Origin of the sequence: Nocardia alni (assembly GCF_019038435.1) — a bacterium.
GTDB classification, from domain to species: domain Bacteria; phylum Actinomycetota; class Actinomycetes; order Mycobacteriales; family Mycobacteriaceae; genus Nocardia; species Nocardia alni.
Genome location: NZ_JAGPOX010000004.1, coordinates 71,546 through 83,972, shown reverse-complemented (window position 1 = coordinate 83,972; position 12,427 = coordinate 71,546). Strand labels below are relative to the sequence as shown.

Here is a 12,427-nt window from a genome sequence, read left to right as displayed (position 1 = left end):
ACTCAGCGCACGTCGAGATAGATGCTCTTGACGTTCTCGTACGCCGCCAGGCCCTCCGGGCCCAGTTCACGGCCCATGCCGCTGTTCTTGATTCCGCCGAACGGGGCGGTCGGGTCGTTGGTGTAGCCGTTGACTCCGACGGTGCCCGAGGCGATGCGGCGGGCGAAGCGGGCGCCGCGGTCGGGGTCCGCCGTCCATACCGTGCCGCCCAGGCCGTAGTCGGAACCGTTGGCGACGGCCACCGCCTCGTCCTCGTCGGTGTAGGGAATCACCGACAGCACGGGCCCGAAGATCTCCTCCCGGGCGATGGTGTGCTCGGGGCGCACGTCGGCGAAGACCGTCGGCTCGACGAACCAGCCGCGGTCCCCGGCCCGCCCGCCGCCCGCGGTGACGCGTCCGCCGTCGGCGCGTCCGGCGGCGATGTAGCCCTCCACTCGATCGCGTTGCCGGGCCGAGACGAGCGGGCCCATGCCGGTGTCCGGGGACAGGGGATCGCCGACGGTGATCGTCTTGGCGAGATCGGTGATGGTGTCGACGATTTCGTCGTAGCGCGAGGCGGGGGCCAGCACGCGGGTGCACAGCCAGCAGATCTGGCCGTTGTTCAACAGTGTTGCGCCGAAGAAGGATTCGATATCGCCGGCGAGGTTCGCGTCGTCGAGCACGACGGCCGCCGACTTGCCGCCCAATTCCAGGGTCACCGGCCGCAGCAGTTCGCCGCAGGTCTGGGCGATCGATCGCCCCGCCGCGGTCGATCCGGTGAACGACACCTTGTCCACGCCCGGGTGGCGCACGAGGTAGGCGCCGAGTTCACGGCCGCCTGGCACCACGTTGAGCACGCCGGGCGGCATGCCCGCGGCATGGGCCGCCTCGGCCATCAGGAATGCGTCGAGGACGGTTTCCGGGGCCGGCTTGAGCACGACCGTGCAGCCCGCCGCCAGGGCCGGGGCGATTTTCAGAAAGGTGATGGCCTGCGGCACATTCCACGGCACGATCGCGGCGGCGACACCGATCGGCGAACGGGTCACCACCGTGGAGCCGCCGAGCATCCCGGGGCGGATCTCGTCCTCCCGGTCGGCGACCATCGAGCCGTAGTACTGCACAAGCATTGCGGGAAAGCCGCTTTCGAACTGCCGCGCGAGGCTGATCGGCATCCCGTTCTGGCTGCTGACCCGGGTCGCGGTCTCCTCGCCGCGCGCCTGCAACTCCTCGGCGAAGCGTGCGAGTACTTCCGCGCGGCGCTTGCCGTCCCAGTGCGCCCAGCCGCTCGGATCGTCGAAAGCCGTTCTGGCAGCGGCGACCGCGGCGTCGACGTCGGCTTCGGCGCCCTCGGGCACCGAGCCGATGCGTTCCTCGGTACTCGGTGAGATCACCGGAATGATCGAGCCGGTGGCCGGCGCGGCCCAGCGCCCGCCGAGATAGAGATCGGTGTAATCGATGGTCATGATCGTGCTTTCTGCGTGGAGTGGTTCACTCGTGGACGAGGACCGGTTTGAGGACCTCGCCGCGGTGTTGCGCGGCGACGGCGTCGTTGATCTTGGTGAAGGGGAAGGTCGTCACCAGTTTGTCGATGGGGAATCGCCCGGCCCGGAACAGCTCGATCAGCTCGGGAATGAACTCGTCGGGGATGCTGTCGCCTTCGATGACGCCGACGATGGTGATGCCCAGGACCAGTGTGTCGATGACCGTGAGCGGCAGTGCCGCTTCGGGATTCGCGGGTACCCCGATCAGGCCGAGTTTCCCGTGGAAGGTCATCGACTTCACCAGGCCGTCGATGACCGCGGGGAGGCCCGAGGTGTCGATGGCGTAGTCGACGCCCTCGGCGACGATGGCGCGCACCTGATCCGGGACCGGGCCCGCGGCCGGGTCGATAGCGTGTGTCGCACCGAGTTCGAGTGCCAGGGCGCGCCGCGACGCGTGCGGTTCGACGACGACGATGGTCGCGCACCCGCGCACCGCGGCCGCCATCACGGCCGCCAGCCCGACCGAGCCCGCCCCGGCGACGAGCAACGACGAGCCCGCCCGGCAGGCCAGGGAACGCATGACCGCCCCGGCGCCGGTCTGGATTCCGCAGCCGATCGGCGCGATGATCTCGGCCGGCAGGTCGGCGGGCACCTTCACGACGTTGCGTTCCAGTGCCAGGCTGTGCGTGGCGAAGCTGGACTGACCGAAGAACAGCCCGGTGATCGGCTCACCGTTCGCGGACAGCGGACCGCTGCCGTCCGGGCGCTCGCCGGCGTAGTTGAGGTGCATGAAGTTGTGGCAGTAGGAGGGGTAGTCGGCGCGACAGGCGGCGCAGGTTCCGCAGCTGGCGAACGTGATGCCGACCCGGTCGCCGGGCGAGACCTTGGTGACGCCCTCGCCCACCGCCTCGACCACGCCGCATCCTTCGTGGCCGAACACCGCGGGAAGCGCGACCGGGAGCGCCCCGTCGCGGGCGGCCAGGTCGGTGTGGCAGATGCCGACGGCTTCCATCCGGACGAGAACCTCGCCGGACTTCGGGCCGTCGATGGTGATGGTCTCGAGGGAGAATTCGCTGTGTGGTGCGCGGGCGACCGCGGCGAGTGCTTGCATGATCAAATCCTTCGTGTGTGAGCGGGACTCCGCGCGACCTCGCGCAGCGGGGTCCCGATGTCGGCCAGCGCGGCCCGGTTCAGGGGAGTCCGATTTCCGACGAACTTCCTGCCCGCCATGAAATCGGCTGCGGCGTTGATGGTTTCGACGGTGCGGGGGACGCCGTCGGCGTCCAGGTGGAACAGCGAACACGAGCCGCCGCCGGGATCGCCGCGCAGTACCGCCTCGGTGCCGGGGGTGAGAACGCCCGCCATCTTCATCTTCAGGTCGAACTGGTCCGACCAGAACCACGGCACCTCGTGCGGCGGAATCGGTGCGCCGGTGATGACGGCCGCCGCCTGTGCGGCCTGCTCGGTCGCGCTCGGAATGCTTTCCAGCCGCACGAGCGCGCCCAGGCGGTCGTGCAGCCGGTGGGTGACGTCGCCGATGGCCAGGATGTGCGGGTCGCTGGTCCGCGCGGCGCCGTCGACGACGATCCCGGCCACGCATTCCAGGCCCGCCGCCCGGGCGAGCCCGTCCTGCGGTACCGCGCCGATCCCGACGATCACTGTGTCGCAGTCGATGTCACGACCGTCCGCGAGCCGCACGCCGCGCACGCGGCCGTCGTCGCCGAGCAACTCCTCGACGGCCGCCCCGGTGAGTATCCGGGTACCGCGGGCGCGGTGACCGTCGGTGAGAATGCGCGACAGTTCCGGGCTGGCCACCCGCGCGAGGATCCGGTCCTCCCGCTCGATCACGGTGACCTCGCGGCCGCGAGCCCGCGCCGCCGCCGCGACCTCCAGCCCGACATAGCCCGCGCCGACTATGGCCAGGCGGGCGCCGGCCAGCACCGCGGTGCGCAGTCGCGCGGCGTCGTCGAGCGTGCGCAGGGCCATCACCCCGGACAAATCGGCTCCGGGAATCGGAAGCGCCCGGGGATCGGCGCCGGTCGCCAGGACCAGCGTGTCGTAGGCGAGGTCGAGCCCGGACCGTGTCGAGGCCGTGCGGGCGGCGCGATCGATGCGCACGACCGGATCGGCCAGGCGAAGCTCGATGTCGTTGTCGGCGTAGAACGATTCCGGTCGCAGCCACTGCACGTAGTCCTCGCCGTCGTACTTCTTGGACAGCGGCGGGCGATGGTAGGGCGGAACGGATTCGGCGCCACACAGCACGACCCGGCCGGTGAACTTCTGCTGTCGGAGCAGGCCGGCGAGGGTCGCGCCGGCCTGTCCCGCGCCGACGATCACCACGGTGTGTGTCGGATCCATCGTGTGCACGGCTGTTACCGGTTGAACTCGATAGCGACGGGCATGTTCTTCAGGCCGCCGACGAAGTTGGTCTGGATGAACCGGGTGTCGCCGGTCGGGGTGATCGACTTCAGATGCGGCACAAGCTCTTCGAGCATGATGCGCAGCTCGAGCTTGGCCAGGTGCTGGCCGATGCACATGTGCGGGCCGTACCCGAAGGCGATGTGCTTGTTGGGGCGGCGGGTGGGGTCGAAACGGTCGGGGTCCGCGTTGGCCTCGGGGTCCCGGTTGCCGGACTGGTAGAGCAGCATGAAGCGGTCGCCGGCGTGAATCTCGCGCCCGCGCAGGGTGTAGTCCTGCGTCGCGGTCCGCATGAAGTGCTTCACCGGCGATGCCCAGCGCAGCGATTCGTTGACCAGGTGCGGTACCAGCGACAGGTCGTTGCGGATGAGTTCGAGCTGCTCGGGGTTGCGGGCGAGTTCGAGGATGCCACCGGCCAGGGTGCTGGAGGTCGTGTCGTGGCCGGCGGTCGCGATGGCGATGAAATAGCCGTAGGCGACCTCGTTCTTGTAGTACTCGCCGTTCGCGTCGCGACCCGAGGCGATCACCGTCGCCAGATCGTCGCGCGGATTCGCGCGCCGATCCTGAAGCAGGGCTTCGAAATACGCGTAGAAGTCCTGGATCGTCGCCACCCACTGCTTGGCCGCCGCATCCGGGGTGAGTTGTTCGACGTCCTCCCGCGCGGCGTCGGGGTCCGCGGTGCCGAAGAATTCCTGGGTGAGCGACATCATCCTGGGCTCATCGGATTCCGGAACGCCGAACAGGCTCATGATGACGTGCAGCGGATACTGCAGCGCGAAATCCTTGACGAAGTCGATCCGTCCGTCGGTCTCGAGCAGCCGCGTCACCGAGGATTTGGCCAAGGCGCGGATCACCGATTCCCACTGTGCCAGGTTTTGCGGCCGGAACCAGTCCTGCGCGATGTCCTTGATCTCGGTGTGTTCCGGCGGATCGAGATAGGTCAGGGTTTCCAGGATCCGCAGGCTGCCATTGTTGATGCTCTTGGTGAATTCGTCACCGGCTTTGTTGGCGAGGATCGGATTGACCGAACCCTTGTCCGCACCGCCCGCGCTGGTGAAGATCTCGGGCTGCCGTTCGATCTCCATGATGTCGGCGTGCTTGCTGACCAGCCACAGCGGGTCGTATCCCTCGACGACCGCGCGGCCGAGCGGATTGTTCTCGCGCAACCAGCGGTAGGCCTCGAACAACGCGTCGTTGTCCCGGTGGCCCTCCGGAAGCACGATCTGCCGGGCGACGGTGTCCGGAATCAAATCTGTGGCCTGCTCGGTGGTGCTCATCATTTCTCCTCGCTCGATCAGGAAGTGCTACCCAGCGTGTCAGCGGGACGGGTGAGTGACATCACACCGATGTCCGAACACTGTCGGCACAAAGGGGGTAATCGAAGACCGGTCTCACCCCTATTGCCGGTGGTAATCGACCGTCGTGGGGATGCGGGGATTCCCGGTCGCTTCGCAGACTGAGAGCACATCACTCAGTGTTCGTCGCCAGGAGGACCCATGCCCACCGTTGTTTATCAATTGCCCGACGGCTCGGCCAGTTCGGTCGACGTGCCCGCGGGGCAGACCGTGATGGACGGCTCCGTGCGCAACAATCTGCCGGGCATCGTCGCCGAATGCGGTGGTAGCTGTTCGTGCGCCACCTGCCACGTCTATGTCGAGGACGATGCCGCCGAGGCGTTCGGCGAGCCGTCGATGGAGGAGCAGGACCTGCTCGAATACCTCGAGGGCGCGCGCCCCTGCTCCCGGCTGGCCTGTCAGCTGGTCCTGAACGCGACTATCGAGACGGTCACCGTGACGGTGGCGCAATCGAACGGCGTGTGATTCCGGCGGCGGAGTGACGGGCGATCAACTCACTGCGGTTGGTCGCTCCCAGCTTTCGCAGGATGCGTTTGACATGGGACTTCACGGTGTCGACGGTGATCACCAACTCGGTGGCGATGGCGATATTGGACGCGCCCCGGAGTATCAGGCGCAGGACCTCGGTCTCCCGCTCGGTCAGCGGCTCGGTGAACGGCGGTGCGGCCGGGTCCGGTTCGATGCCGGCCGGCGCCTCGTCGTGGTTCTCGTGCGCGATGCCGCTCGAGCGCAACAGGTCCAGCTGCCGCGCCCGGCGCGCGGCCAGACCCAGCCTCTGCAGGCAGCCGCCGAGGACCTCGATCAGCAGCATGGCCGAATCATGTTGTGCGGCACCGAGTTGCCCGGATATATGAATCAGCACCGCGGGCGTGTCCTCGACGCCGACGGCCATGATCGTGCAGCCGTCGGAGAACAGGTGGCCCAGCTCGTCGACCGGACGGCCGGTGATCGGTGCGCTCCCGGGCACGATCGTGCGTGCCTCCGCCGACCCTGGGGGCAGTGGATAGGCCGCCGGGATCTCGCTCCCGGCGTCGGCTCGGTAGACCGCGACCGGTGTGGCTCTGCCGGATTCGATGCCGGAGGCCAGAACGCAGCGGGCGCAGCAGATCTCGGCCAGGGCCGCGCACGCGCATCGCAGCAGTTCGGTGCTGGAGGTGGACGCGGCCAGCTCCGCCACCGCTCGATCGAGTCGTTGGGCATTGCGGCGAAGCTCATCGATCTCGTTGTCCCGCAGCGACTTTTCCCGGTCGAGCTGGTCGGCCAGCCGACGGCCCAGCTCGGTCAGATCCGGCCCGGAGGCAGTGCGCATGGCGGCGATCAGATCGGCGGCGCTCGCCTGTTCGTCGCCGCTGCTCACCGGGAGAATTCCGGCAGCGATCGGCGGCCCGCGTACTGCGCGGCGGCCTCGGCCCGGGTACTCACTCCGATCTTCTTGAAGATGCGCTGGACGTGAGACTTCACCGTGCCGTCGGAAATGCACAGGCGGCGCGAGATCGCCGCGTTGGTGGCGCCGGTGGCGACGAGCGCCAGCACGTCACGTTCGCGTGCGGTGAGGGTGGCCGGGTAATCCGCTGTCGGCGTGGCGGTTTCGCATTCCGTGCGCTGCTCGCCCGGATGTTCTCCGATGTCGTCGAGGGTTACGCCGGCGCGTTCCAGCGCTCGCAGCGCGCGCTCGAGCCGATCCAGATCGGCGGTGGTGCGCCGGTTCTGGTCGGTGATCGCGGCACGCAGTCGCGCCGATTCGGTGGCCAGGGAGCACGCCTGCGCCAGGGTGGTGATCAGATGAAAGTCGGCCTCGTTCAGGTCGTTGTCGTGGCGGTCGACGTGGATGATCGCGATCGCGCGGTCGGCCACGACGACGGGCACCGCGAGATATCCGGCCGGTCGGCTCAGCTCCAGCAGCGGGCGGTAGGTGTGACGATTGACCTCGCTTGGCCCGACCGCGTACAAGCGGCGGCGGCGAACCAGTTCCGCCTCGCGCGGTGCGTCACGCAGCGGGATCGAACTACCGTTCACCGCGGCGACCAGGGGATCGAAGTCGCCACGCAGTTCGGGGTTGACCGAGATGGAGACCGGCGACCAGGACGACCCGGACACCGCCGAATACATGGCCTTGCCGTAGCCCAGGGCGGTGCACAGCTCCCGCGTCAGTACGTCCGACAGACAGGCGCTGCCCGCGCTGTCGATCGCCCGCGCCACCCGGGTCAGGCCGCTGAACTGCCTGCTGTGCACCCGCACGCGGCGCGCGATGTCGGCGCGAATGGCGGTGTCGACAGTGGTTAGGATCGTCGCGACCGCGACGGTGACCTCGGGGGAGGGCAGTCCGGTGCGCAGCGCGCGACCGGCGTAATCGCGCACCAGCGACAGGCTCGGGTTGAACTCCTGCAGCCGCAGCAGTTCCGGATCCGGGCCGATCAGCTCCACCAACTCCGCGAAGGCCTGTTCGGCCACATGCGCGTCACTGTTGCGGCCGGCCGGAGTCGTCACTGACTGCACAACCACTGTCCACTCCTCGCACGAGCGGTCACCGACGCGCGGCGGTGGTTCGTCGACGACGACGTCCTGTGACCCATCCCACAGGATACCATGTATATGGTATGTCCAAAAAATCTGGCGGTGCGTTCGGCGGCGGTCAGCCCAGGTCGGCGACGCGATGCCAGTGCGCGTGCGCGTCGGGTGTCCACTCGGCGCGAAGGTCGCGCAGCCGCTTGGCCGTCTGCTGCCCGCGCCAGTGGGGGAGCAGGACCTCCGGCAATCGAGGGTCCATATAGGTCATGCGCCGCAGCGAGTCGGCGAGTTGGACATGGGCGAACAGCAGTTCGTCGTCGGTGGTGAACCGCCGGGAATCGAAACGGTCGAGTAGCTCGTCGTAGGCGAGTTCGGCCGCGGCGAGATCCCAGGACCGCCGGACCAGCTCCTCCTCGGAAATACCTGCGGCGCTGGTGGTTCCGATGAAGGACACCGAATTGTCCGTCAGGCCCAGGGCGTCCAGTGCCTTGGCCGCCTCCGCCGCGCGAAGGATGTGCGGAGTCACCCACATTCCGGGGGTCGGATTGCCGAATCCGGCCCAGCGCAGTGCTGCGTAGAGCTTCTTGCGGGTCGAACGATGCGATTCGGGGATCGCGACGTTGAGCACGAGCCATTGCCCGTCCCACTGCGTGGTGTCGATATCGGTGGAGAACACCCGCATATCCCCTTCGGTGAACAGGCGATGTGCAGTGTCGGTGAGGCTCCACAGCGTCTCGCGCCCGACGCGCTGCGAGGTGATCAAACCCGCGGCCGCGGTGCGCGCGACGGCCTGGCGGCTCGAGTGCGCCCCGAAGCCCAGCCCGGCCAATACGTACAGCAGCGCCGCGGTCCGAACCGGTTGCCGATACGGTTCGACCAATTCGCCGAGTGCCGTGATGAGGACGGATCGGGCACTTCGGGTCGATGTGTCTTTCGTGGACGACGGCGTCGAATCGGAATCGGACATACTCCCATGTTCGCTCAGCCGCTGGCTGCGTAGTCGCTGTACCCCGCACCGAGCCGCTGGATGGGAGATCCGGTCCTTCATGTTTGACACTTTCGGATACTAGGTGTCCAATTATGTCTTATCAGCGAAGCGGTTGCCGCGGGCGTTCGAGTGCCCGCCGTGCGGCCGTCCGAGAGGCCGAGGGGCTCGAGATGAACGAACTGGACCCGGCAGTGATGTCGGTGTTGCGAACTGTCGCCGACGATCCGGTGGCGTACGTCGCGCAGTGGAAGGCGGAGTCCGGGCGGCTCGCGATCGCGTCGTTCCCGATGAACTTCCCCGCCGAGATCGTGCACGCCGCCGGTGCGCTGCCGGTGATCGTGCAGGACGACCCGACCCCGATCACCGAGGGCCGCAGCCTGCTCGCCGAGTTCTATTGCGGCTACACAAGAAGCGTGGCCGACCAGGCCGCACTCGGTCGCCTGGACGTATTCGACGCCTTCGTCGTCGCCGACCACTGCGTCCAGCTGCTCGGCGCGGTCGACGTGATCCGCTGGGCGCGCCCGGACAAGCCGCTGCACTTCGCCCAGTTCACCAGCGCGATGGACGATCCGTGGACGAAGTCGCGGGTCACCGGCCGGATCGAGGAATGCGCACGCGAGGTCGAAGCGGCCCTCGGGGTCTCGGTGACCCCCGAGGCTCTCGCGGCGAGCATTCGGACGTTCAACGAGAATCGACGCCGCCTGCGCGAGCTGTACGACCGCCGGCGCTCGGGTCGCGCACGGATCACCGCGAGCGATATGCAGACCCTGGTCAAGTCCAGCATGGTCATGGACGTGCGGGAGCACACCGCGCTGCTCGATCGGTTGCTGGCGCAGCTGGACCCGAGCGCGGAACCCCCGGGCGATCTGGTGCGCCTGCACCTGTCCGGGCATTTCTGTCACGGCCCGCGCCCGGAACTGCTCGACCTGATCGAGGAATCGGGCGCGCTGGTCGTCGATGACGATCTGTACACCGGATTCCGCTACATCTCCACCGACGTCCCCGAGTCCGGTGATCCGCTCACGGCCCTGTCGGACTGGTATCTGGAACGCAACCGCGCAGCGCCCTGCCCGACCCGGGTCTCCGCGGAGATCGATTGGGACACATACCTGATCGACTCGATCGAGCGCAGTCGTTCGGACGGCGTCGTGGTATTGATGGCGAAGTTCTGTGAACCGCACATGCTCTACTACCCGGAACTGCGCAAGGCGCTGGACGCCCACGACATTCCGCTGCTGCTGCTGGAGACCGAGCACGAGGGCGTTCCGGCGGAGACGGTGCGCACGCGCATGGAGACCTTCGTCGAACGCATCCGCCGTCGTCCTGCGGCCGTCTCGCTCTGAATCCGCATACCGCACAAGGGAGTTCACCATGACCGTTCAGCAAGCGAGCGCCGAGAAGGCCAACCGGTTGACCAGCACCCGGATGGGCGGCCGGCTGGTCGCCGACTACTGGGAGAACATCTTCACCGCCAAGGAACGGGGTAAGCACGTCGTCTGGTACAACGGCGCCGCGCTGAACCCGCTGTTCCAGGCCGCCGGGCTGGAGTGGTGCCACGGGGAGGCGTTCTCCGCTCGACTGGCCGCTCAGCACCTGGAGGAACCCGCGCAGACCGCCGGCGCGGAATACGGCTACATCGGTGAACTGTGCTCCTATGCCAGGACTCACCTGGGATGTGCGGTGCTGACACACCAGAGCAACAGCGACCGCTCCAGCGGAGTGGTCGGGATGCTCGACCAGCAGGAGCTCGCCGCGAAGTTGCCGGCGCCGGATTTCCTGGTCAACGGCTATGCCGGATGCAGCACGGGCCAGCAGTGGGATGCCATGACCTATCGGGTCTTCGACCGCAAGCTCCCCTTGTTCAACGTCTCGATTCCTATGCTGTGGGGCAACAAGCCCGACGCGGGCTACATGCGCGGCCAGGAGTGGATCGAAGTGAGCCGGTACGTGGAAGGCCAGTTGCGCGAGCTGATCGGCTTCCTGGAGCAGCGAACCGGGCGGCCCTTCGATTGGGATGCGTTGAGCGAGAGCATGTCCTACGTCAAGCGCGCCTCGCAGTTGCGGCTCGAGGGCATGGAGCTGTGCAGGCAGGCGCCCACCCCGGCGACCTACTGGGACTGGGTGGCGAGTATCGCGCCGATCAACTTCCTGCCCGGAAACCAGGACCTGGTCGACTATTTCGCCGGAGTCAAGGCCGAGATCCAACAGCGACTCGCCGACGGTGTGAGCGCGGTACGCGACGAGCGCTATCGCGTGTACTTCGACGGCATCATGAACTGGAACAAACTCGGCTTCCTCACCCGGAAGTTCGCCGAGTACGACGTGGCGGTCGTCGCGGGACGTTACACCCACGAATCCTTCTGGCAGGAGCCACAACTCATCGATACCGAGAATCCGCTGCTCGGTATGGCGCAGCACTATCTGCTGTGCCCGCTGAACCACGGGTTGAAGACCCTGCAGGAGCTGTTGCTGCGCCGCTTGGACGAGTTCGCCATCGACGGCATCGCGTTCCACTCGACCCGAACCTGCCGCGCGATGACCAACCCGCAGGCGGTACTCGCCCGGACCGCCGAGAGTGAGCGGGGCGTCAAATCCTTCTTCTTCGAGGGCGACGTCGCCGACGCGTCGTTCTACAACGACGAGCTGTTCGACAGCCGGCTCGAGGCGATGCTGGAAGCCATCGACGTGCAGCGGATGAAGGCCAGGGTGTAGGTCATGACCCGCGAGTGGTTCGTCATGGGGGTCGACCTCGGTTCGACCACGGCGAAGGCGGTCGTCGTGGATCAGGACGGGGCGCTGCGCGGGGCGGACGTCGTGCAGATGGGCGCGGTGAGCCCGGCCGCGGTCGCCCGCGCGATCGCGGGCGCCCTCGCCGCCGCGGGAGTGCCGGACGATCGGATTGGGCGAACCATCAGCACCGGCTACGGCCGCAAACTGGTTCCCGGCGCCGACCGGAGTTTCACCGAGATCACCTGCCACGCGCGCGGTGCGGCCGCGCTGCGTCCGGGCGTCCGGTTGGTGATCGACATCGGCGGCCAGGACAGCAAGGCCATCCTGGTCGACGAGGATGGCCTGGTCGATCGGTTCGCGATGAACGACCGCTGCGCGAGCGGCACGGGCCGGTTCTTCGATGTACTCGCCCGGGCGCTGGAAGTGGATATCGCCGCGGTGGGCGAGTTGGCGCTGTCGGGTTCCGGCGACCTCGAAGTCAGCAGCATGTGCGCGACTTTCGCCGAGACCGAGGTTATTTCCCTACTGGCACAAGGTCGTTCGAAGGCTGATGTGGCAGCGTCGGTGCACCGAGCGGTGGCCGCGCGCACACTGGGTCTCGTCGCGCAGGTGGGCAGGGCGTCCCCTGTGGTCATGACGGGCGGTGTCGCGAAGAATCCGGCCGCTCGGCACTTCGTGGCCCGTGCGCTGGATCGGCCGCTCGAATTTCTGGATCGGCCGCAGATCGCGGGCGCCTACGGCGCGGGCCTGCTGGCCCGTGACGAATACCTCGGACAGGCCGGATCGCCCGTCGATCGGGACGCCGTCGCCGACGAGCAGGCCGCCGCATGGGCATCGACCGGCAACCGTGACTGCCTCGACTGCAACGGCGTACTCGAGCACCCGCTTCCCCCGGGGGCGACCGCGTTGCCGATCGAATTATCAAGGCATAAAGGATGATCGGTGAGGCGCGTGGCGGCGTGACAGCC

11 protein-coding genes are annotated in these 12,427 nt (G+C 67.7%); 4 read left to right on the top strand and 7 right to left on the bottom strand.

From position 1 onward, the window contains the following. Positions 1-2 precede the first annotated feature (2 nt). Genes JZ791_RS03215 through JZ791_RS03200 form a run of 4 tightly spaced genes read right to left on the bottom strand, consistent with a single transcriptional unit; the run spans position 3 to position 5,155 of the window. On the bottom strand, positions 3-1,442 hold the full coding sequence (locus tag JZ791_RS03215) for an aldehyde dehydrogenase (RefSeq protein ID WP_216892607.1): 1,440 nt from the start codon (positions 1,440-1,442) through the stop codon (positions 3-5). Between the two features lie 25 nt (positions 1,443-1,467). Further along, positions 1,468-2,571, bottom strand: a complete 1,104-nt coding sequence (locus JZ791_RS03210; protein WP_216892606.1) for an NAD(P)-dependent alcohol dehydrogenase — start codon at positions 2,569-2,571, stop codon at positions 1,468-1,470. A gap of 2 nt (positions 2,572-2,573) precedes the next feature. Continuing rightward, positions 2,574-3,818, bottom strand: coding sequence for an NAD(P)/FAD-dependent oxidoreductase (locus tag JZ791_RS03205; RefSeq protein ID WP_254205135.1), 1,245 nt, complete (start codon positions 3,816-3,818; stop codon positions 2,574-2,576). A 14-nt stretch (positions 3,819-3,832) separates the two neighbouring features. Further along, on the bottom strand, positions 3,833-5,155 hold the full coding sequence (locus JZ791_RS03200) for a cytochrome P450 (protein WP_216892604.1): 1,323 nt from the start codon (positions 5,153-5,155) through the stop codon (positions 3,833-3,835). A 219-nt stretch (positions 5,156-5,374) separates the two neighbouring features. On the opposite strand from JZ791_RS03200, the gene JZ791_RS03195 reads away from it, so the two are divergent. Continuing rightward, on the top strand, positions 5,375-5,698 hold the full coding sequence (locus tag JZ791_RS03195; RefSeq protein WP_216892603.1) for a 2Fe-2S iron-sulfur cluster-binding protein: 324 nt from the start codon (positions 5,375-5,377) through the stop codon (positions 5,696-5,698). On the opposite strand, the gene JZ791_RS46390 is transcribed toward JZ791_RS03195, so the two are convergent. The 3 genes from JZ791_RS46390 to JZ791_RS03180 form a co-directional block, all read right to left on the bottom strand. Next, positions 5,664-6,590: a helix-turn-helix transcriptional regulator gene (locus tag JZ791_RS46390; RefSeq protein ID WP_216892602.1), complete on the bottom strand. Its 927-nt coding sequence runs from the start codon at positions 6,588-6,590 to the stop codon at positions 5,664-5,666. The genes JZ791_RS03195 and JZ791_RS46390 overlap by 35 nt on opposite strands. Beyond that, positions 6,587-7,735, bottom strand: coding sequence for a helix-turn-helix transcriptional regulator (locus tag JZ791_RS03185; protein WP_308162743.1), 1,149 nt, complete (start codon positions 7,733-7,735; stop codon positions 6,587-6,589). The genes JZ791_RS46390 and JZ791_RS03185 overlap by 4 nt, the downstream gene beginning before the upstream one ends. A gap of 130 nt (positions 7,736-7,865) precedes the next feature. Next, on the bottom strand, positions 7,866-8,708 hold the full coding sequence (locus tag JZ791_RS03180) for a PaaX family transcriptional regulator (RefSeq protein ID WP_216892601.1): 843 nt from the start codon (positions 8,706-8,708) through the stop codon (positions 7,866-7,868). A gap of 191 nt (positions 8,709-8,899) precedes the next feature. Here JZ791_RS03180 and JZ791_RS03175 point away from each other — a divergent pair, with 191 nt between their 5' ends. From JZ791_RS03175 to JZ791_RS03165, 3 genes are read left to right on the top strand one after another with little or no spacing between them, the layout of a single operon-like run. After that, positions 8,900-10,072 carry a 2-hydroxyacyl-CoA dehydratase subunit D gene (locus JZ791_RS03175; RefSeq protein ID WP_216892600.1) on the top strand — a complete coding sequence of 391 codons (1,173 nt, stop codon included), beginning with the start codon at positions 8,900-8,902 and terminating at the stop codon, positions 10,070-10,072. A 28-nt stretch (positions 10,073-10,100) separates the two neighbouring features. Next, positions 10,101-11,441: a 2-hydroxyacyl-CoA dehydratase subunit D gene (locus JZ791_RS03170; protein ID WP_216892599.1), complete on the top strand. Its 1,341-nt coding sequence runs from the start codon at positions 10,101-10,103 to the stop codon at positions 11,439-11,441. Between the two features lie 3 nt (positions 11,442-11,444). Further along, positions 11,445-12,398 carry an acyl-CoA dehydratase activase gene (locus tag JZ791_RS03165; protein WP_254205134.1) on the top strand — a complete coding sequence of 318 codons (954 nt, stop codon included), beginning with the start codon at positions 11,445-11,447 and terminating at the stop codon, positions 12,396-12,398. Positions 12,399-12,427 lie beyond the last annotated feature (29 nt).